The organism is Leptospira tipperaryensis, assembly GCF_001729245.1.
GTDB classification, from domain to species: domain Bacteria; phylum Spirochaetota; class Leptospiria; order Leptospirales; family Leptospiraceae; genus Leptospira; species Leptospira tipperaryensis.
In genome coordinates this window covers 1,751,174-1,770,372 of record NZ_CP015217.1, presented here as the reverse complement: position 1 = coordinate 1,770,372, position 19,199 = coordinate 1,751,174, and the positions used below count along the sequence as shown (strand labels likewise).

Genomic DNA, 19,199 nt, shown 5'->3' with positions numbered 1-19,199 from the left:
AAGAATTATTTATGTCTTTCGATAAAATTCTTAATTTGCGCTTTTGGGAGAGCTCCGATCACTTTGTCCACGAGTTGTCCGTCTTTGTAAAGGAGCAACGTCGGGATAGAAGAGATTCCTAAGCTCTGAGCCGTATCTTGATTATCGTCTACGTTGAGTTTTTTGATCTTCACCACACCGGATAGTTCTCCTGAGAGTTCTTCCAATACGGGTCCAACCATTCTACAAGGGCCACACCACTCTGCCCAACAATCCACGAGGACGAGTCCCCCGGATGTTTCCGTCTTAAAATTTGAATCGTTGACTTCTGCCAATGCCATCTTTGATTCAGTCTCCTTTTTTCCTATAATATATATCAGACTCGTTCGGTCTATTTTTTCTTTTTCTTTTTCTCTTTATCCGCTTCTAATGATTCGACTTTCTCTTTTAAGGATTCGATCAATGTTTTTGTTTTTTCGAGATCCTCCGTTGCGTCTCCGGTTGTCTGGAGAATCTTCCGGTTTACCTCGAGCATACCGATGGACTTTTTGAGATCCCCGACGTCCTGAGTCGAAAGGTCGAACTTAGCCCTGTATTCTTGGGCGGCGTAGTTGCAAAGTTCTAAGACTAAATTGAAGTGTTCCTGGCGTATGTAGTAGTTTGGATTTTCCAAATCTCGTTCTTTTTCGAAGGCACGGAAGTCAAAAAGATTTTTACAAAGAACTCCGATTTTGAAATGAATTTCGGGAAAACTCCATTTCCATTTGCTATTTGTTCCAAACGCTTCGATCGTTTTGTTAGTTACCTGACGAATCGCTTTTACAAAATTCAATCTCTGGACCGGAGTAAATTCGGAAATTTTGACGAGCATGTCTTTATTTTCTGCAAGTCCCGATTCGTAGTCCACGCCTACGATCTTCTCCATATAGGAGATTGCGTTGTAGACTTCTTTACGTCCCGTATTTAGGTAGGTATCACTTTTGATGTCTAAGATCGCAACACTCAAGTCATTGACTAAAAGACAGGTGTTGATGGTTTTGATTGCGTTGATCGAAAGAGCGACCTGATAATAAGGTTCCAATCTCGGATCCTTTCTCAACTGAGACTTGAAAAGATTGCTTTCCTTTTTTAGATCGTCTAAGTAGACTTTGAAGTCCGTCAGCTTTTCCGCGAATTCCTGTTTTTGCTCTTTGGTTAATGCCATACTAAAATCAGTCTTTTTCCAAATCTGGTATATTGAAAGTATCGGTAAGTTCCAAAGAGTTCAAAGAATACAACCGCCGAGAATCGGCCCATTTTCAGAGAATTTTACGGGCTTTCTTTTTCGGGAAGCCCACGCCATTCTTTTAAAAAAATTAAATTCCCTTTATGCTTCGACGTTTACAAAACTTCCCGTGGAAGCGATCGGATCGGAAACTACGATTCCTTCCTGTTTTTCGGGAGCGCCTTGCAAAATCACATTCTGAGAAGAAGACGAATTTTGAATCGATGGGAGCTCGGAAAGAGAAGCGCCCGAAGAAGGACCGATTGAAGATAATTCCATAAAGTCAGCTTTATCAGGAATTCCCAAAAAAAGAAACCGTTTTCCGCTTCGAATTCGAAAACGAAGAAAAGCAAATTTTTCGAGCCTTCTTGGACGAATTACTAACTATTTGACAGATAAGTGTCCGGCTTAAAAAGTCCAATTATCGGACTTTCAAAAGTCTAAAAAATCCGTTTTTCGGATCGATGGCTTTCCAAGGGCCCATTTTTGAGGTATTACAATGTTTGCACCACTCGCAGTCTTCGGATCACTCGGATGGACTGAAATCCTTCTCATTCTTTTTATCGCGCTCTTACTCTTCGGAGGAAAGAGACTCCCTTCTCTCGCGAAAGACCTCGGAGACGGAATCAGATCGTTTCGCAAATCCTTAACGGGAGAATCGGACGAGCCTTCTCAGCAGATCAGTCAAGAACAAGCTCCAAAAGAAGAAGTTCAGGCGAAAGCTTCCAAGTCCAAAAAATCTAAATCTGCCTAACCATCCGCGGAATGGCCGGAACTAAAAAAAAGCTCAAACCAACTTCTCTTCCCCAACCGGAACGTTCGACAGAGTCTCTCGTTCGAGATCGAGAAAAGTTTATGACCTTAGGAGACCATCTGGAAGAACTCCGGATGGTTCTCATTCGATCTCTTTTACTCGTAGCGGTGATCATGGGAATCTCTCTTTTTTTCGGAGAAGAAATTCATAGGATCCTAGCCCAACCATACAAGAATGTATTGGGACCGCAGGCGACTTTCTATCAGATCAAACTGATGGCTCCGTTTATGATCTATCTGAAGAGTTCTTTTATGATCTCGATTCTTTTGGGACTTCCGTTTGTTTTGTTTTTTCTCTGGGGATTTGTTTCTCCGGCTCTGGATTCCAAAATGGATCGGTATGGAAAATTTTTGATTCTTTTTAGCACGCTTCTTTTTTGGTTTGGGGTTTGGCTTTGTTGGACGGAAGCGTTTGAAAATCTATTAAGAATCTTTCTCGTCAACTTTCGTCCTCCCGATATCGAATCGAGACTTCCGATCGACGAATACTACGAAATTTTTTTTAACATCCATTTGATTTTCGGTTTATCTTTTCAGCTTCCTATTGTACTCATTCTTCTTGGAAGTTTAGGAATCGTCAGAGCTTCTTTTTTGATTTCCAAATGGAGAGAAGCGATCATCGGACTCGCGGTCGCGGCCGCGGTTCTTTCACCGGGACCGGATTTGATTTCCATGTTGTTCTTATTTGTTCCTTTGACCATTCTGTTTGCCGTTTCGATCGTGCTGATGAAGGTGATAGAGAGAGAATAAATTGTTAATTAGAATTCCTTCCAAACTCAAACTGCCAGTAGCCGTCTTTGTCCTCAGTTTCTTATTCTTTTTAGTTTATACGGTTACTGACGATATCATTCTCAAATCCCCTTTGGGACAAAACAAGGCGATCTCTTTGTCGATCCGACTCGCGATCTCGCTTTCCTTTTCTACGTTGTTAGCCTCGCTCGTTTTTTATTCCGTAAAGATGATCTACGCTTCGATGCGATCGCTTGTCACCTTGGTCCAAGACTGGGGAAGCGACGTTTATGAAGAAAGCCCGGTCGCGGAGAGAGACGACGAGATCGGAGAATTGGTTCGTGCGTTTCGTTTGAAATTCTTTCAACAAAAAGAATTGGAAGCGAACCCAGCGCAAGACACGGTCGACGAAAGAACAAGAGATATCGCCGACTCGATTCAGAGAGCGTTTTATAGAATTCAACTCCCCAAAATTCGAAACTTAGACATTTCTCTTTTTCCAAGGATGAGCGGAGACTCTAACTGCGATTATGTGAACGTCATTCCTACCGCCGACGGTTGTATCGGAGTTCTCGCGGGATTTCCAAGTCCCGGAGTTTTAGAATCTGCTTTTAAAGCAAGGCTCGAAGGAATTTTTTCCTTAGCCAACGAAGGAAACGGAATCAGAGGAGAAGAATGGCTCTTTAAGATCGGGAAAATTCTTTCCAAGATGCCGATCCCATTCTTAAACCTTTCTCTTTTTTATCTCGAATCCAAAACCGGAGAACTCGGTTACGTTACGTTTCAAGAGATGACCGCGTTTACTTATAAGAATGAAGAGTTGGTTCCTCTTGAAAAATCAAAGATTCGTTATTTTGATTATAAGGCCGTAGAACTGGATCTAAAAAAGATCACCCTCAAAATGGGAGAATACTGGGTTCTGACTTCGGATCGAATCTATTCTTCGATCGGAATCCCTTCTTCCGAATTTACGAAACAGTTTCAGATGTCCCTCGCCGGAAAGAAATTTTCCAACTCGAGAGACTTGGTTTTGGACTGTGGAAGGATCATCGAAAAAAGATACGGGAAGAATGTTTTAGATACTTCTGCAATTTTAGCGGTAACGAGAAAGCAGTAGTAAAGCTTAGACTTTTCCGAGAATAGAATCTTATCCAGAACGTTTTGTAAGACTGAAATCCTAAGCCAGTCCGTCGTAGTTCCGACGATTTGCCTTGAAACTTCGGCGCGCCCCACCCAAATTTTGGGCGGAGGGGTGGGTGGTGGAAAAATTCCGGAAACTTTCCTATATCACAAAATTCTAATTTTGCAAGAAAAAAGTCCCGCGTAGGAACTCCTAAAACAATGATTCTCCTTGTCTGCATAAGCGCAAGCGGCACCTGCGATTTTTCTAACACATGAATCTCGTTTTCTCCGGATGGTCCCCAGAAGAGGATCTGAATTCTTTACTTCACTCTTCTCTAAAACCGGCGCGCAGAAACGACGATCGCGGATATGGTCAAAGTTTCTATCTCACAAAATTAGATTCAATCGTCTGCAAGCTTAAAACTTTCCGAACTTCTTTTCAAACTCTCTTCTTTTTCGCCCTTGTTCTTCCTTAATTTCTTCTTTGGTCTTATATTCAATTTTCTGAATTTTCTTGATCCGTTCTCGAAAAACAGTCTCGGAATTTCCTACCAAAAAAACGATTCTTGCAAACAACTCATTCTTTAGAAATTCTACATCAAGATCATAGATCCCCAACCACTCATTCGGGATTTGATAAAGAATCTTTCGAATCGTGCTACTTTCAATTTTCTTAAAAGAGGAAGAATGTAATTCTAACTGGTAAAACGGATGATAACGGAGTCTTTCCCAGACGCTCATAGGAGGTTCCGCCTGCTTTGTGACGAGACAAATGATTTCCATGAGGGAAGCAAAGTCGACCCAGGAATAAGCGGAACCGTTTCCGATGATGTTCGTATTGCTCAGACTTCGATCGAAGTTTAAAAATAAAACGTCGAAAAGAAAACAGAGTTCCTTTTGTTCTTTGGGGATTCGGTCGAGTTGTTCGGAATCGCACTGCGCATAACGTTCCAAGTATTCAATCCCTAAGTTGAGCCCCTCGCTTTTTTCAATCATCTCACGAATCTCAGTCTCTCTTACGGAAGCAGCCGCTTCTTTTCCGACTTCGAGGATATACGTCTTCGGAGAATCCAAACCAAACTCTCGGGCCAGATTCAGTCCGATCCAATCGGAGATATTATTGATTGGGCCCTGCGCTGTCCGGGTCCACTTGGCGATCATCTCCCCCTTTGAAGTTTCTAAGTGGACCGGAACCGTGGAACCGGATTTAATCACATTCAATATCTTGATTGTTTTAACGATTTCTGGATTGTTTTGTTTTTCGTTCATAGATTCTTAAAAATCAGAATCGGCCATATTCCATTCTTATTGTATATTTTGTTGTTTTCTGAAAGGCAATCGAGGGATTGAATCTATTTTTTTAGACTTGCGCCCGTGCCCGATCTGCCCATTCGTTCTAACCAATTTCTTTCGACTGTCGTCGGTTCTCCGATCACGCTGTTCGCTACCAAAAAAGGATTAAAATCGGACTTAAAGTCCGTTAGAGATACAATCACGGAAAATTCTGCGTATTCATTTCATTTAGAAAAGATACAGACTGATGGAAAGAAAAAAGTTTACTTGAATAGGAATTCTTCGATCTTTTCTAACCAGAAAAAATGATCAAGCTTTTCATCACACCGCATTTTTTTACGACAAACCCGGACTTTTTTTGGGAAAATCCGGGTTCGATTCTTAAATCACTTTAGAAAGTTAGAATATGTTTATGCAGTCTCTTTTTTAAGAATTCCAGCTCTGATATAAGAGCGGACCAAACGCAGTCACGATCAAAGTCAAAAATAAAACGATAATCGGAACGATAACCCTTTCGTATCTGGCAAAGAAGCTCGCGTGGTGCAGGTTCGGTTCCTTTTCAAGATAATCCCTGACTACGTGTTTAGTAAGAAGATGATTGAGAGCCACGGGAGGAGTCAAATATCCCAACTCAAAAGAGACAAGCGCAGTCATCCAAAAATTCAGAGGATGAATTCCATTCGCCTTTGCAATCGGATAGAGAGTCACGGAAACCAAAATCACCGCGCCGTAGGGATCCATGAGCATTCCTATGATCACAAGAACAAAAGTAAGAATGATCATCGCAGAAAGTGGAGAACCTAACTGAGTCGGAAAAAGATTGATGACGTTCGATCTCTCAAACACGCCTCCCATACAGGCGGAAAGACCCATCAACATCAAGAGCGCTCCCAGATGGGAACCAGTATCGTAAGAAGTTCTTGAAATCTTAATCACGTCTCTTGCTCCCGATGCCGGGTGATGTTCCTTTTGACTTTGTTTATGATCCCAGAAGATCAATGCGAGCATTGCGATGGGAAGCATGTATGGCGCCGTGTGCTCGTCAAAATGAGTGTTCAAACCGAACACAAGAACAAAAACGATTACCACGGCGATCAAGATATAAAGGCTAAACGGTTTAAAAACCGCCCATGTTTTTCCAAGAGCGTTAGTTTCCGGCTCAATTTTCCAAGAACCCTTTCTCAAAAACCAACTCACCACTAAAAAGAGAGTCGTCGAAACCGCGAAGACTCTCCAACCCCAATGAAAAAGCTCGTCCGTTGTAACGTCCAAGTTCAAGGAAGCTACGATGACCACAAGAAGACAAGGAGGCAACACAACTCCCAGACTTCCGCTCATCGCTGTGGCGGCTAACGCTCTTTCCTGAGAAGCCCCCGCTCTTCTGAGTTCCACAAAGATCGTAGCGCCTAACGCCAAAACGACGATTCCGGAAGCCCCGCTATAAGCGGTCGGAAGCGCGGCGGCGATCACTACGATCACGGCCAAAAGCTCCGCCGGAAGTTTCCACGGTTTCAAAAGATCAAAGAACCTTCTTCCTAAAGAAGTATCTCTGAGTAAAATTCCAGTCCAGACGTAAAGACCGATCTGAATATAAAGAGTCGCGTGAGCCGTCAACTTTTGAAGATAGATAGCAAGACCCGCAGGATGATGTTCGATCAACGTAAAATAAATTCCACAAATAAGAGCCATCCAGCAATACAAAGGAATCGCAAGAAGAATTTCGGAAAACCTACTCGTCGCCTGACCTTCCGAAAGATGTTTAAATTCAGAATTTCGAATATTATTGACATTCAATGCGGTAAGGAAGAGCAATCCTCCGATCCAAAGGATCTGAATCTGGGCCTCCACACCCTTGCTAAACGGAAGCATATAAGAAGCCGAAAGAACCAAAATCAAATTGGCAACGATCTGACTGATCTCCGAAGCTAATTCTTCCTTTCGATTCTCGGGATTTTTCAGAGCGATATGATAACGCCTCGTGGTGGATACGATCCCCGCAACAAGGAGAAGAATCACCATCGTCATCGGAATGTAGTCGATTGCAAAAATCGTAATCGTAGAAAGTTTTCTTTCCGTTCCACAATAGAGTTTTTGTCCGAAAGTCAATTCCAACGGAGTCAACACCGCCGTCGCGGGAACGTTCTCTTTTTTTGGAGAACTCGTGGAGCTTCCGGAGCCCAAATCCAATTCTTCTAAAAGCGCGGAATCGGAAGCGCTTACTTCGACTTTTTCCAAGGAATTGATTTCAGAAGCGATACAACTGATTCTAATCTCCGCATAACGCGGCCAGATGGTTTCTCCGAGCTCGAGCATTCGAGCTTGGACCAATTGACCGAAACTTTGAACCAGAGGTACGAAAAGAAAGAGCAGTACTGCCCAAGATACGATTTTTTTTGCCATGTTTTTTTGTTTTATTCTAAGGAATCAGAACATTCTTGCGCGTTAGCGTCAGCCTTACAACGAACACCTTTCATCAGTTTTAAGATCGATGCGTGATATACACCCTTATCTCTAAGTTTAATACGAACCTCTCTGAATTTTTCAAAGTAACCTTTGATTTCTTCTTTCGGAACTTCCAACCAATACTTTGCTGGAACTTCTTTCTCAGCTTTTCTAGTCAACTCAAGCATCGTTTCAAACTGAGTCGCCGCCCACTGTCTGGATTGATTCCCGTAGTCTGCGGGAAAATCCGCCGTCTTTCCGACGATCTGAAACGTAAGTTGTCCGATCGGGAACTTTACGATTCCTCCGTTAGGCACAACACCTTTCATGAGCTCCAAAGGTTTAAAACCTACCGCCGGAGAATAACAAGCATCCGCGCGTCCGTTATTAAAAATTCCAGCGAACGTAGCGATCTCCGCGGGAACCATGGAAGAACCGACGACGTCCACCATCGTAGTCGCAGCTTGATCATAGGTCAGGGTCGCGATCTTTTTACCGGCGAGGTCCTTGATCGAACGAAGATTCTTATCTCTCAAAAGAAGATAAACTGCGCCACCGGGAAACATCGCCATCGTTTCGTATTCTCCGGAAACGTTCAGTTGTCTTGCCTTCGGATTGGACAAAACGTCGATCGTTCTTTTTAGAAGATCGTAAGAAGGAAGAGCCCCGATCGCTTCGAGCGAACCCGACTGAGGAACGTAACCGCGAACACGAAGACTCGTGAGAAGAGCGAGGTTACACTTCCCCGCTTTGAAGTCCGAATTCGCGACGACCTCGTCGGTATAAGCCTTCGGTTCCAAACGAATTCCCCAGTTTAGAGCCTGAGCTTGGTAACGAAGAGCGGACTTAAAAATATCACCGTGTGTTCCGGAAGGATCAAAGACGCAGATCGTTTTGTTGATCGGATCTGCCGCAAAGACGGATGACGTTAGCAGAAGAGCTAAAGTCGCGATTAAAAAGATACGGATTCTTTTCATGGATATTCTCCTTTCAATTGAATTCAAATTAGAATGGCGTAAAAAATCAAAGACCCTTCAGAAGATCGTCGTCTTCTTTCATGTCTCGTTTTCCTTGTGGAAAACTTCCGAGAAGCAAAGGACCTCTGTGTCCCTTCTCCTTGATCCAGATCTTATCGGACTCGTGTCTCGAAAGTTGTTCTGCGTAGGCTTCCAAAAGTTGATAGTCCGGTTTGGATTGACCTTTTTCCAAGAGCTTGGCGTGTTCTTTTACCGCCTTCTTGATCGCGTCTTGGTTTCCTCTTCCGGCCAGAGCTTGGATTTGAAATGCTCGGGAAAGACTGACTCCGGCCTTGTCGCCTAACGCGACGGCACGATCGAGTTGTTGGAAGGGATCTTTTCCCGGCGGTGTCGCGCCAGGAATCGAAAGCCAGATGATAGCTTCCAACGCAATCGGAACTCCCCACCATTCTTCCGGATCCAGACATTTGGACGCGTTAGACACGATTGAAGGAATATCCGTGGAAACGTTACCCACACCTTGCGCCGCACGGTCGTGAAGAATCGCGAGAAGACTCGCAGAAAGTCCGATTAAATAATAGAACTGATCGTCTTTGGAAAGCGAAGGACATTTGCCGTTCCATTCTCCAAAGTATAAATTGAATCTACGATACGCTTCTCCGTATCGTTTCGCGGCGAGACCGTGATTTCGAATTTCCACGGCTTGGTGATCGGTCGCTTCGTCGCCCTTTCCTTTGCGAACGGCTGCGAGATAGTGGAGTTCGGCTTCCTGCGCATTTTTCTCCGCACACATTCCGGCGCCGAGCATCGCAACTAAAACCGGAAGATCGGGGCTTCTGCTAACTCTTTCAAAAGAAGCAATCAGCGGGGCCAGGCTGACTCCGGCGCTACAAACCGAATCCAAATCCTTAGATTGAAGCATGTAAGGAATCAGATGATCCTCTGCGTAAGAAGAAATCGTTCTTCCTGTGACATTGTAAACCAAGGAACAGGAGACTGCGTTTATTGTAACAATCGTTACAAATAAGAAAAAACCAAATTTTAACTTTTGAATTTTCATTCGGGACACATTTATCGCTTAAGAGATTTTTATGAAACTTAATCACGGCGTCGGATCCGTCCATGATTTTTTTATAGAATGGTCGTTTTATTTCAGAGTCATTCTTTATAAACTGACCGGAAGAATCCGGATAGAAGAACGGTCGTTATCTTTCCAGGAAATGCTTCCCCTTCCGCAAAGGAAAGCATCGAGAACGATAAAGATTCCTGACTTACAATTCGTTAAGCACGACTCACCGCGCCCGAGCGAATTCTTTCAATCAAACTGAGAGTTTCGGATTCCGGGTCCACACCCAATTCCTTTCGAAGGGATTTTCTAAACTCTTCGTATTTCCGAAGGGCTTCATTTTTACGATCCAATTGCAAGAGCGCTTCGAAATGGAATCTCCAAGCGCGTTCATCCAGATCATCCAAACGAATCCAACTCGCAGAATCTTCCAAAAGTCCTTCCATCTCTTTTCTTTCCACGTCCTTCTCGCAAAGAAAACGAAAGATTTCGATCAAACTTTTACGTATGTATTCTCTTCGAATCTCCGATTCCGGAAAGTAAAGATCGAAGTCGAAAAAATCTCCTCGGTAGAAGGCTCTTGCAAAACGAAATTCTTGAATCGCCAACTCCGTGTCGCCTTTTCGAAGCGCTTTGGCCCCGCCTTCGTAGTGTTTCTCGAACATCTGAAAATCTGTCTGAACAAGATCTTGTCTAAAAAAAAGACGATCCTCCGAAAAAACAAGGGCCTCCGGATTTCCGATGATTCTCCGCAAACGAAAACAAAGTGCGTGAAGACTGTTGAGCGCGTTCTTATCGGTCATTCCTGGCCACAAAAGTTCTAAAAGTTCTTCTCTATGAATGCCTTTTTCAAAACGAATCAGAAGAATTTTCACGAGTTTGAGCATCTTCTTCTTACTGGAAATTTCGGTCTGAGGAATTCGAACTCCGCCCTTCTCCAATTCTAAACTTCCTAGAGCGCGGATAAAAATCTGATCTCCTTCCCCTTGCGAAGAACCGATCTTCGCATAAGTGGTGTTAATGTTTTCTGCTTTTGTCTTTGAATGAGTCGTCCTCTTATCCGGATTCAACTCAAATTCTTCCGGAGAAACCAAGGCTTGTTTTAATTCTTCTCGAATCTCTCTTCCCGATTTGTTTAGGGTTAAAAAAGAATCCACTGAAAACATAAGAATCAAAAAACTAAAATGAGAAGTGTATGGAATCGGAAGCAAGTCCATTGCGACCAAGATATCCAACAAAACGTTCGTGCAGAAGATGATCAAACCGATCAAAAGAAACAGATTCCGAAATAGATTTCGAAGAAACTGAGTGATGACCTTGAACAAGGTCCAGATGATCATAAGAATTCCGGAAAGATAAAAATACTGAACTAAAAGCGGTTGATCCGTTTCATAGATTACGATTCCCAGAGCCGGAAACTTTCGTTCGTGAGCAAGTCCGATATGATAGGAATTCGGATCCACAAGAATCACACCCGATAAAAGTACATTGAGAAGAATGTAGAGATATACAAAGTCTTTACTAAAAATTCTTCGATAACTATTTACAAAAAGAACCAAACTCATTCCAAAGATCGGAATACACGCGTTTTCAAAACGTTCCCAGATCAGAGCGTCTTGTGCGCTGACCGCATTGATCGTTCTCGTGAAAAATAAGAGATAAAATCCATACGCAACTTGGAGAAATGCGAAATGAAGGAGGTAGATTTGTTTTCTATTCTTATAAAAGAGGAATAAATTATGGAGGGTTCTATAGGCTAGTATAGTCGCAACTAAGTAGCACGAGATTTGATAGAGCGTTATATTCATTGATTTTCAAATACCTTTTTTATCTTACAACCGTTCAGTTAAATTGTGAATAAATGCTCATGATTTTTTAATCAACCAAAATTCTTTCGCCTGTATTAGAATGCAGAGAATTCTGATTTTGAAATTAGTTTTTTAGAGAAACTTACGTTTTTTTAAGAGAGCTAATAACAAAATGAACGTTGTTCTCTCTGTAGATAAAGGTAGGACTTCCTGCATTCGAGCAAGCATTGGATTTAGAGGGAACCATTCTTAGGATCCCTCTTCGATAAAGTTCACGAAGATCCCGATTTATCGATCGGGATCTTTTACGGACAGATGATCAAAGAACTTGGATCACTTGCCGCAGCTCCTACAAATCGCATCCCGCCTAACATATACGGATCGGACGTATTCTCCGTTGCAAGAGTAAAGAATTGTATCACATTACTTTTCGCGTTGATCGCACACGCGGTGTTGTTCGTCGGATGTCGAAGTTTCGGAAAATTGATCTGCGGCGGAAGCGGAACTTCTTTTAAGATACTGTTGATCAGAGGAACTACGAGGGAAGTTACCAACGGTTCGATCACGCTAAAGATTCCGTCGGGATCCAATCCGAAAGGATTGTATGTCTGACCTTCCAATACTTCCACTGTGTAATCCAAGTTCGATGTGGAAAGAACCACTTGAAGCGCATTCAAGTTTTGTAAATTAGGATCGTTGTTCGGATTGGAGAATGTGATAAACTTAAAATCTGCGTCCGCGGAAAGACTGATACGAACGGCGCCTAACGTGTAAGAATAACCGTTAGGCCGAGTATCGTTCCCACAATCGGTCAACTCAGCCCCGGTGAGTCCCGTACAACTCGCAGGTTTCTTGGCTACGATCTTGAGCTGCATTTCCGTAAAATACAGACGCAGTTTTGGAATTCCCGGCCCCGTCATCGGTTTGAATTTTACGCTCGGAGCTAGAACGGGTTCCATGATCATCTCGATATCGTCGTAAGGTTTTGCCGCAGGAGCCAAGGCATTCGATCCGTTCAGACCTTGTAACTTTTCACGGCCCGGCGCCAAGATCGTTATGATCGGAGAAGCCTTGAGCAAGGTCGTGGTCAACTGAAAGAGCGGATTGCCTCCGGAATAACTGTTGATCGTATCGATAAATGCCTTGTTCATATTGATGTCCAAGCCCCTTCTTTGCCAGAGATGAAAGGCCGCTTGCGAAATCGTATCCGAATGGAGGGAAAGTAAAAACCCCGGGTTTGCATTGCTCTGCGTAAATTGATACGTCGAAGGAAAGGGAGTTGCCGAGTTTCGAGTAAGAATCATTCCTGATTTCGCCGCTTGTGTCCTAAGTCCCCTTCCCTGCGGATCCACGTAGTTGCTGGAAAACGAAAGATCCAGATTACTCACGAGTCCCTTGTTGGTTCCGTCGTGTTTGATCACACTTTCCTCTCTCAGCTTCATCTTTACCGTGAGAGGAAAATTCTTCAGAGGCGCCGGCAAATAACTCGGAAGTTGAATCGTAACTCCGTCGTCCCTCAGAGCTCCCACAACCGAATTCAACACGTTAGGCGCAATCCTTTGAACGATATCTTTTAACATATACTGAGTGATGATTCCTTTTACGTAAGGAACCGTTCCTCCGGCCAAGTTCTGTACGGTTCCCCTTCCGATCAGAGGAACGAGGATATTGTCCACACCTCCTTCGTTGGAAGCGATGTATTCCATAGGAGCCGTATACATAAAATCCTTTGTATCCTCCGCGCCGGAATAGATTCCCATAGGAAGAAAGGTCGGGTTGGACCAAGGCAAAACAAAGAAGTTATTAGTTACTGAATCGATGTCCGCGTTGGTTGGAAAATTCGGAAAGATAGAATTGGTTACCGCAAATGGAGATCTCACCGCCATAGAAACCGTCCCGGTCGAATCGACGGTGATTGAGTTTCTTGCCCTTGCCATTCTTAAAGAAGGAGTTGTCAGATAAATATTCGGAAGAACATTGTTTCCTCCGTTCAAGTTTGGGTCCACGTTCGGATCCCAGTTCAAACGAGCCGTCGTCTTAAAATACATGAGCGTGCCCGGTGAAATAAAAATCGTATACCAGTCCTCATATCGAGAAACGATAAAAAGATCCACTTCCACATAACGTGAACTCAAATCCAACCCAAGACCGGGAGCCGTGTTTGCAGTTCCAGGATTTACTTTAAGATCCGCGGCGATGTTTCCCAATTGAGTTCCGGAGGAATTCTTCACAAAGGATGGAAGTCGCATGTCCGTCACGTAAACATCCATCGTCATACTCGCGGCCCCTAAAGAATCTTCCAAGGGTGCATTGTATCTGCTAAACGGCGCCGCCGCTTTCGGCCATTTATCAAAGGCCCATTCTCCTTGGTCTTCAGCGCCCTTAGGTCCTACGATCGAAGTCGGATACGTTGGATAAGTGGAAGAAGGAACCCAACAATATCCTCTTCCTTCCGCGCCGGGTTTCGCACCTAACACAGAAATAAATTCTTGATTCTTAAAATCATCGATCTTGTTGGTTCCGCCGGATCCGGCTTGTCCTGGACGAATACAAGCTTCTCCGATATTCCATTGACCGTTGTCATAAAATTTCTTTTTGGAATGATCCGGAAGTCCGATTAAAAATTCTTGAAATGTTCGAGGAGTTCCATTGATGTCCTGCACCTTAAACGCGCCCGTCGTAAATTTTTGAATCACCTTTCCAAGAAAGGGAAGCATCTGCGCCTCATCCATGACCCCGTTGGAAATGTTAGCGAGAAGATTGTTCGGATTTGTCAAGTTTCCGAAATTGAAACTAAAATACTTTTTGTAACTCGGCCCAAACTTGGTCTGGATCTCATAATAATATGTGTTTCCTCCGATCGAAGGAGGAAGTGAAGAACTCGAAAGATTCAGACTGATCGGATTCATGGAACACGTCGAACCCGGCGCCGCGCTCGGACAAATCTTGATGGAAGAACCGCTTCCGCTCTTTTTTAGAAATACGGAATCGATATGATTCTCTCCACTCACCGGATTTTGAAACGTTGAATTGATCGTAACGTCGGCGGAAGTGTCCAAGGAGATATCATCGGTTCCGTTGAGGGCGCGGGTCATCGGACCTTGAACGATCGAATTGTTGAGTGAATAATTCAATGTCGTTTTAAATTCTTGAGAATAAGCAATGAGAGGTTTGTTCGAAACGGTCAATGCGTCCGGATTGATCGAAAGGGTATATTTCTCACCGGGTTTCAATTCTCTATAAGGATTGAGGATCAATCTTTGTTCGCTTGCCCAGTAAAATTCCACTCCGATTCCAGGGCCCGCCAAAGGTCCGGTCGTTCCTTGCAACGTTATGCTCGCTTCGGTAAGAGCTCGGTTCATCGGTTTTGAAAATTGAATCTCCAAGTCCTTGTATCGATTTACGTTTTCGTAAGAGTTGATAAAAAGATGAGCCTGTGGTCCGGTTTGTCCGAAGTTCGCCGGAAGCGTCGCGACGTTATTGTCCACATTGTTGTATGCGGGGATCACGGATGCGTTTGGGCTTTGTCCTCCCGACGTACCACCCAAATCGAAAAGCGCCAAAAGATCAAAACCCGAATCTTTATTTTTGTCCGAGCAATTGACCCAAAGGATACTCAAAAAGATTAAGATTCCGATGAATTTATTTTTCTGAATTAGCATCTGAAACTCCGTCCGTCTCGTTCTATTTCTCTTAAAAACAAGAGTAAGAATACGGACCGGATCGATTTCATACTTATGGAGTACTTATATTTTGGTTTTTTTTCGAATGTTCGAATAAAAAAGATTATTTATAACGTTTGTTTTTTTAAGAAAAAAGTAGGAACTCCTCCACTCCTCTTACAAGAACAACAAAACAATCCATTCAGAATCCGAATTCAGGGCCAGAAACCCATTCCCCCAAAAAAAAGCCGGCCCCTTTCGGAGACCGGCTTTACGCAGTTAAACTTTTAGAGATTTAGATTGAGGTAAATACAATCACTTAGCGAGTAAAGATACTGGTCAAATTATCCCAGTATGTTGTGGAATCTTCATTCTTATTAAAACGATCCCAAAATACAGTTCCGTCCGGAAAGGGCTTTCGACCTTTCTCCGTAATGTCTGCAAAAAGATTCATCAAGATCCCGGCGTTATAGAGAAGAGAACGATTTCCAGAACGATTCTGCACCATATCCGAAATCGTGAGTCTTTCCAAATCGTCAAAAATATCACGAATCGTATACGGCGTGTTCATATCCGCTTCCAAGTAGCTGAAAAATTCTCCCGTGAGTGAAAGGCCCATCAGAACTCCGTTGATACTTCTTCCATAGGGCGCCGAGACTTGAACGAGCGCGGAAGTATCGGAAGTCAAAAGAGAGGTTACTAGAAAATCCCTATTACCGGAAGTGTTTTGAAAGATAGAACCCAAAAGATTGAGAAGATATACGATCTCTTCTTGGCTCGGAGTCACTTCCAAAACAAGATCCATTGAAAAGTCCATCATAGGAATCAATGAATAAACTGAGTCCCGAGAAAGATAATCCCTCAGTCTTACTGCCACAACTCCCATATCGTCCCAAAGAGGATCATATACGTTAGTCGGTCTTGTATCAGGATAGACGGCCAAGTCGCTTCCTAATCTTTCAAGATATGTCTGAAGATTGAACTGAACTTGCGTGGGGTTTTCCGAAGAAACTTTAATTTCACCGCAAAGAGAAGCAAGACCCGCAAAAAACAAATCGGCTCCAGTCTGTCTGCTCGGTCTTCCCATCTCAGCGAGCATCTGAACTAGATTGGTTAAGAGTTTTGTCTTGGAGACAAGATTCAAAAGACCGTCTTGAAAACCCCTTTCCTTTTCGATCAGCACTGAGAGCGGACTTCGAATCGGCTCCTCCGTAATCGGATCACTCTGACGAAAAAGATATTCGTCGGGTCCGGCGAGTCGATTTCGAAATTTTCCGTTCGGTAACGCGGTCTTTACGATCGTAATCGTAGTTCCGCCGGAATTTGTTTCTAAATCGACGGTCTTTGTAAGAAGCGGACGAGTCAGGGCGGCGCTCAGTCCGGTCAGGAGTTGAAATGGATTTTTATTGTTAAGCGAATCGCTCTGATCGGTGAGGACTTTTGCGAGAGAGACGATCAAAGGAAGAAGTTTATTTCTCTGATCCCAATAGGTATTTACTTGAGACGGCGTAACGGAATCGGGAGTAAGAAAGGATAGTCTTTCCATAACGGGAAAATTGAAAGCAAATACGGGAGGCAAAACCCCGTATTGAGAACTCGGAGGGTAGAAGATATTATAAACATTAGAATCTCCTAAACTATTGAAAGTAATCGGATTACTCCCGCTCGTTCCGTAATCCCACGCTTCCAAAAAGAACATACTATCTCCGGGAAGACTTGAAAAATTCTCCTCAAGAACTGGAATTCCAGCGACTCTAAAATTCGGTTGTGTCGAAGAAGCACATCCAGGTTTCCAGAGAGAACCGAGTTGATTCCACTTTCCATTGATCTTAGAAGCACAACTCCCTCCGTCTTGAAACTGAGGTTTTGCGCCCATCAATCCTTTGAGTCCGTTTGCGATCACGGTAACAAAGGCTGCCATCTTATACGGAACCCCCGGACCCAAGGAAGCACGGAGAGGAATCACGGCGACCATTCTCTTTTCTGAAAGGAGCCACTGAAAATTCTTATAGATCACTTCTTCGTCAGTTTCCAGAGCTCGTTCTGAACTAGACTTCTCAATTTCCCAAATGGGAATACTCCAACCCTTGGATCCGCTCGCATTGGCGCCGGAAGCCACGGAAGTAAATTGATTGTTCAGATAACTCGCGTTAGACTCTCTTCCTCCCGGACCGACCCAACGACAAAGACTACCGTTTGTACAAGTGCCGGAACCCGTGTCCGAAACCTTAATTCTAAACTCGGAACTGGACCAAGAAGATTTATAAATCAGATCGTTGCCTAACGAATCCATATAAAGATTTCCGTCGAGGCTGTAGATATTTCCGTTCGTATCCTTTCTATTTTTGTTATAGTATGGACCACCTCCGGATAGGACCACGTTCGCGATCAACTTCATCATAAACGGAATGGTCTTTGTAAATACCGGATCGTTAGCGGATGGAACGGTGGAAGGATCGGGAGCTTCGAGAAGAGCTAACGTAGGAGTGTTGATTCCCATCGTAAAAGGTACGGGAGAACTTGCGTCCCCATTTCGAAAGACCGCTTGATCGTTCGAGCTTTGATTTAAGAATGCTTTGACACCGAGGTTGCCCGTCATCGCGGAACCCAGAGCGTAGATACTGTCTCCAACGGTGAGAACACCTCCCGTCATCGGACCGCCGTTGCCGGCGCTCGGCTCCAAACTCATGATCGTAGTATCCGCAGGATTCTCCCATCGAAAACCGTAAGTATCCGCAAGCGTTAGGAGAAACATCAAATGCTCCAGAGCCGAGATCTTATATTCAAAACCTCCGTATGCGCGATCTCTGCCGAGATAATCCATACGAATCAATTCTTTCAGAGAAAAATCGACGCCCTCTATCGAAGTCAGAAAACCGAGATTGAAAAGATTCTTACTCAATTCTTTTCCTAAAAGAACGTTAGGATCTTTTGTATAAACTCCTCCCGTGGTCAACATGGGTCGCAGATAACGAAAAACTTCGGTAAGGACGATCGCGAAATCGGAAGGATAATCCGGATCTCGATAATCGTTTATCCCCGGAGAATCGTGAACCGCTCCTCCGATCGTATAATATTTTTCTAAATTTACGATCAGATCTTTTAGAGCCGTATCGGAAGATTTGAAATCGCTAAACCCAGCTCTTTGCTGAAACGTATTTCCGATTTCGGCGATCAGATTGATCATCTGATTTTTGAGAACCTTGTCCGCGCTCAAGGTAGGATCGATCATTCCTTTGAGAATCGATTCCACTCCGTTTCTCGCGTTTGCATTTTGAACCAAGGCTTTGTGAAGAATCGTTTCCAAATCCTGAAACAATTCGATCATATCCGGATCGGCGAGCGCCGAAGCGAGTTCCTTGTATTTGGTTTCTGTATCACCCGTGTTAAACGTGTTATAGAGATAGATCAGAGCCTTCTGACTGATCGGAGAAAGATTGCGGACGACTTGACCGGGATATCTGCGAATTCTTTCCAACCAAGGAATGATTCCTTCGAAGGCGCCGGAAGGAGCGTCTTTCAGACGATGAATGAGAGTATTTGCTTTGAGAAGGGATTCTCTGACGCGAGCTTCCGGCTTCAAAAGCATGTCCGAAGAAACTCTTAAAAAACCGGTGATATCCTGACGAGCGGGTTTTCTCATAGAACTGTCCAGCCTAACGTTGAACTGTTCCGGCTGGAGACTCTGAAACCCGGCTTTTAGAGAAGGATATTCGTTAAGAAGATTGAAAAGTTTCAATCCCCCGTCGTCGGCTATGTTGTCATAAAAGGAAAGCGCATCAAATTTCTTATCCTCTGATTTGCAGGAAAGAAGTCCACAAACGATCCAAAGGACTGCCGTGTATTTCCAAGACAAGAGTTTCATTTTCAAATCTCCATTTCAAATCGCATGGGAAAGAATACGGAGATCGGATACAGTTCTCTTATTTCAGGCTTATATTCCGAAAGAATTGAAAAAAAAATGGAAAAGGGAAATCAGTTCTACTCGGATTCTTTTAAATATAACGACCGATATTTTTATACATTCGAGTTAGAATCCGGAGA

General features: G+C 43.6%; 12 protein-coding genes and 2 pseudogenes. 3 read left to right on the top strand and 11 right to left on the bottom strand.

What is annotated here, in order from left to right; translation table 11 throughout:
- Positions 1-5: 5 nt before the first annotated feature.
- The 3 genes from trxA to A0128_RS08365 form a co-directional block, all read right to left on the bottom strand.
- Positions 6-320 carry a thioredoxin gene (gene trxA / locus A0128_RS08375; RefSeq protein ID WP_069607089.1) on the bottom strand — a complete coding sequence of 105 codons (315 nt, stop codon included), beginning with the start codon at positions 318-320 and terminating at the stop codon, positions 6-8.
- Positions 321-370: 50 nt separating this feature from the next.
- Positions 371-1,183 carry a hypothetical protein gene (locus tag A0128_RS08370; protein ID WP_069607088.1) on the bottom strand — a complete coding sequence of 271 codons (813 nt, stop codon included), beginning with the start codon at positions 1,181-1,183 and terminating at the stop codon, positions 371-373.
- A gap of 162 nt (positions 1,184-1,345) precedes the next feature.
- Complete coding sequence (locus A0128_RS08365) at positions 1,346-1,522, bottom strand: hypothetical protein (protein ID WP_156781804.1); 177 nt, start codon at positions 1,520-1,522, stop codon at positions 1,346-1,348.
- Between the two features lie 220 nt (positions 1,523-1,742).
- Between A0128_RS08365 and A0128_RS08360 the strand changes: the two genes are divergently transcribed.
- The 3 genes from A0128_RS08360 to rktP are packed head-to-tail and all read left to right on the top strand — an operon-like array spanning position 1,743 to position 3,902.
- The gene (locus A0128_RS08360; protein WP_069607086.1) at positions 1,743-1,997 is read left to right on the top strand and encodes a Sec-independent protein translocase subunit TatA/TatB; all 255 of its coding nucleotides are present in this window, start codon (positions 1,743-1,745) and stop codon (positions 1,995-1,997) included.
- Between the two features lie 11 nt (positions 1,998-2,008).
- Complete coding sequence (gene tatC / locus A0128_RS08355; RefSeq protein WP_069607085.1) at positions 2,009-2,806, top strand: twin-arginine translocase subunit TatC; 798 nt, start codon at positions 2,009-2,011, stop codon at positions 2,804-2,806.
- A 1-nt stretch (position 2,807) separates the two neighbouring features.
- Positions 2,808-3,902, top strand: coding sequence for an Arg-Lys translocation region protein phosphatase RktP (rktP, locus tag A0128_RS08350; RefSeq protein ID WP_069607084.1), 1,095 nt, complete (start codon positions 2,808-2,810; stop codon positions 3,900-3,902).
- Positions 3,903-4,324: 422 nt separating this feature from the next.
- Here the strand turns inward: rktP and A0128_RS08345 are convergent, their stop codons facing one another.
- From A0128_RS08345 to A0128_RS08305, 8 genes and pseudogenes are all read right to left on the bottom strand, one after another.
- The gene (locus A0128_RS08345; RefSeq protein WP_069607083.1) at positions 4,325-5,176 is read right to left on the bottom strand and encodes a HipA family kinase; all 852 of its coding nucleotides are present in this window, start codon (positions 5,174-5,176) and stop codon (positions 4,325-4,327) included.
- Positions 5,177-5,626: 450 nt separating this feature from the next.
- On the bottom strand, positions 5,627-7,600 hold the full coding sequence (locus tag A0128_RS08335; protein WP_069607081.1) for a TRAP transporter large permease subunit: 1,974 nt from the start codon (positions 7,598-7,600) through the stop codon (positions 5,627-5,629).
- An 11-nt stretch (positions 7,601-7,611) separates the two neighbouring features.
- Positions 7,612-8,619 carry a putative solute-binding protein gene (locus A0128_RS08330; RefSeq protein WP_069607080.1) on the bottom strand — a complete coding sequence of 336 codons (1,008 nt, stop codon included), beginning with the start codon at positions 8,617-8,619 and terminating at the stop codon, positions 7,612-7,614.
- A gap of 46 nt (positions 8,620-8,665) precedes the next feature.
- Entirely contained in the window at positions 8,666-9,679 is a 1,014-nt protein-coding gene (locus A0128_RS08325; RefSeq protein WP_069607079.1) for a hypothetical protein, read from the bottom strand.
- Between the two features lie 221 nt (positions 9,680-9,900).
- Positions 9,901-10,662: pseudogene (locus A0128_RS22540) on the bottom strand (BTAD domain-containing putative transcriptional regulator); the annotation flags it as partial.
- 137 nt (positions 10,663-10,799) lie between these two features.
- Positions 10,800-11,493 (bottom strand): annotated as a pseudogene (locus A0128_RS22535) (7TM diverse intracellular signaling domain-containing protein); the annotation flags it as partial.
- Positions 11,494-11,798: 305 nt separating this feature from the next.
- A complete protein-coding gene (locus A0128_RS08315; RefSeq protein ID WP_069607077.1) occupies positions 11,799-15,155 on the bottom strand; it encodes an Ig-like domain-containing domain in 3,357 nt (1,118 codons plus the stop codon).
- Positions 15,156-15,474: 319 nt separating this feature from the next.
- Positions 15,475-19,020 carry a hypothetical protein gene (locus A0128_RS08305; protein ID WP_156781802.1) on the bottom strand — a complete coding sequence of 1,182 codons (3,546 nt, stop codon included), beginning with the start codon at positions 19,018-19,020 and terminating at the stop codon, positions 15,475-15,477.
- Positions 19,021-19,199: the final 179 nt, after the last annotated feature.

Coding starts and splice junctions, on each gene's coding strand:
- A0128_RS08330 (WP_069607080.1), bottom strand. CDS start 8,619: ATGAAAAGAATCCGTATCTTTTTAATCGCGACTTTAGCTCTTCTGCTA.
- A0128_RS08365 (WP_156781804.1), bottom strand. CDS start 1,522: ATGGAATTATCTTCAATCGGTCCTTCTTCGGGCGCTTCTCTTTCCGAG.
- A0128_RS08335 (WP_069607081.1), bottom strand. CDS start 7,600: ATGGCAAAAAAAATCGTATCTTGGGCAGTACTGCTCTTTCTTTTCGTA.
- trxA (WP_069607089.1), bottom strand. CDS start 320: ATGGCATTGGCAGAAGTCAACGATTCAAATTTTAAGACGGAAACATCC.
- tatC (WP_069607085.1), top strand. CDS start 2,009: ATGGCCGGAACTAAAAAAAAGCTCAAACCAACTTCTCTTCCCCAACCG.
- A0128_RS08305 (WP_156781802.1), bottom strand. CDS start 19,020: ATGAAACTCTTGTCTTGGAAATACACGGCAGTCCTTTGGATCGTTTGT.
- A0128_RS08315 (WP_069607077.1), bottom strand. CDS start 15,155: ATGCTAATTCAGAAAAATAAATTCATCGGAATCTTAATCTTTTTGAGT.
- A0128_RS08325 (WP_069607079.1), bottom strand. CDS start 9,679: ATGAAAATTCAAAAGTTAAAATTTGGTTTTTTCTTATTTGTAACGATT.
- A0128_RS08370 (WP_069607088.1), bottom strand. CDS start 1,183: ATGGCATTAACCAAAGAGCAAAAACAGGAATTCGCGGAAAAGCTGACG.
- A0128_RS08360 (WP_069607086.1), top strand. CDS start 1,743: ATGTTTGCACCACTCGCAGTCTTCGGATCACTCGGATGGACTGAAATC.
- A0128_RS08345 (WP_069607083.1), bottom strand. CDS start 5,176: ATGAACGAAAAACAAAACAATCCAGAAATCGTTAAAACAATCAAGATA.